Source organism: Streptomyces sp. NPDC058086 (genome assembly GCF_042885015.1).
Taxonomy (GTDB): Bacteria; Actinomycetota; Actinomycetes; order Streptomycetales; family Streptomycetaceae; genus Streptomyces.
Genome location: NZ_JBHVST010000289.1, coordinates 1 through 1,654, shown reverse-complemented (window position 1 = coordinate 1,654; position 1,654 = coordinate 1). Strand labels below are relative to the sequence as shown.

Below are 1,654 nucleotides of genomic sequence, written 5' to 3'. Positions count from 1 at the left end.
GAGGCGTCCACGACGAAGCGGGCGCTCACCTCGTGCTCACGCCCCTCGGCGTCCCGGTAGCGCACCCCCCGGACCCGGCCGTCCTCGGCCTTGAGCACGTCGAGGACGTCGCTGTTCTCCCGTACCTCCACCCCGTGCTTGCGAGCGTTGTCGAGGAGGATCTTGTCGAACTTCATGCGTTCGACCTGGTAGGCGTACCCCGTCGCACCGGGCATCCGGCGCGAGACGGCGAAGTCGAACGTCCAGGGCTCGGGGTTGGCGCCCCACTTGAACGTCCCGCCGTGCTTGATCGTGAAAGAGGCCTTCTTCAGCTCGTCGGAGACGTCGAGGAGATGCGCGATGCCGTGGACGGTGGCGGGGAGGAGGGACTCACCGATCTGGTAGCGCGGGAAGGTCTCCTTCTCCAACTGGAGCACCCGGTGACCCCTCTTGCGGACCAGCGTGGACACGGTCGAGCCCGCCGGGCCACCGCCCACCACGATGACGTCGTACTGCGCTGACACGTCCACGGAGTCTCCTTCTCGCGCGTCGGGAAGCGGCGTCTCACATTCGCTGGAATCCTCCGGCCCGCCGCGGGGGCGCCGCATCTCCGGGATTGCGAAGTCGTGGGCATTCTGCGAGAAGCGCGTACCGCGCGGTCCGGTCTACAGGGACGTGGAATTTCAGTGATTGCGCTGAAGGGCGGAACACAATGAAGGCACTTGTACTGTCGGGCGGTTCGGGAACCCGCCTGCGCCCGATCAGTTACGCCATGCCGAAGCAGCTTGTTCCGATCGCCGGGAAGCCGGTCCTGGAATACGTTCTGGAGAATATTCGCGACCTCGATATCAAAGAGGTCGGTATTGTCGTCGGCGACTGGGCTCAGGAAATCATTGAGGCGATCGGGGACGGCAGCCGTTTCGGTCTGCGCATCACCTACATACGCCAGGACCAACCCCTGGGCATCGCGCACTGCGTGAAACTGGCCCGCGAGTTCCTCGACGAGGACGACTTCGTCCTGTACCTGGGCGACATCATGCTCGACGGGGACCTGCCGGCGCAGGCCCGGGAGTTCCTCCGGGCCCGCCCCGCCGCGCGGATCGTCGTGCGCCAGGTGCCCGACCCCCGGGCCTTCGGCGTGATCGAGCTGGACGCCCAGGGACAGGTGCTGCGCCTGGTGGAGAAGCCCCGGGAACCGCGCAGCGACCTGGCGGCGATCGGCGTGTACTTCTTCACCGCCGACGTGCACCGCGCCGTCGACGCGATCCGGCCGAGCGCCCGCGGGGAGCTGGAGATCACCGACGCGATCCAGTGGCTCCTGGAGCACGGCTCGCGGGTCGAGGCCGGCCGCTACACCGACTACTGGAAGGACACCGGCCGGGTCGAGGACGTCGTGGAGTGCAACCGCCGAATGCTCGGCCGGCTGGCCCGCCGGGTGTCGGGCGAGGTGGGCCCGGAGAGCGAACTGCTGGGCGGTGTGGTCGTCGAGGAGGGCGCGCGCGTGACACGTTCGCGGATCGTGGGGCCCGCGGTGATCGGTGCGGGGACGGTCGACGAGGACAGCCAGATCGGACCGTACGCCTCCATCGGCCGGCACTGCACGGTGCGGGCCTCCCGGCTCTCCGACTCCATCGTCCTGGACGACGCCTCGATCCTCGCGGTGGCCGGACTGCAC

Annotated in this window: 2 protein-coding genes; one reads left to right on the top strand and one right to left on the bottom strand. The window is 68.3% G+C overall.

Annotated elements, in window-relative coordinates:
* On the bottom strand, nucleotides 1–509 hold a 509-nt coding region (locus ACFVWD_RS58305), incomplete at its 3' end, for a tryptophan 7-halogenase (RefSeq protein WP_389607299.1).
* 182 nt (nucleotides 510–691) lie between these two features.
* Between ACFVWD_RS58305 and ACFVWD_RS58300 the strand changes: the two genes are divergently transcribed.
* Nucleotides 692–1,654 (top strand): glucose-1-phosphate thymidylyltransferase (locus ACFVWD_RS58300; protein ID WP_389607297.1); only part of this gene is annotated, 963 nt, incomplete at its 3' end.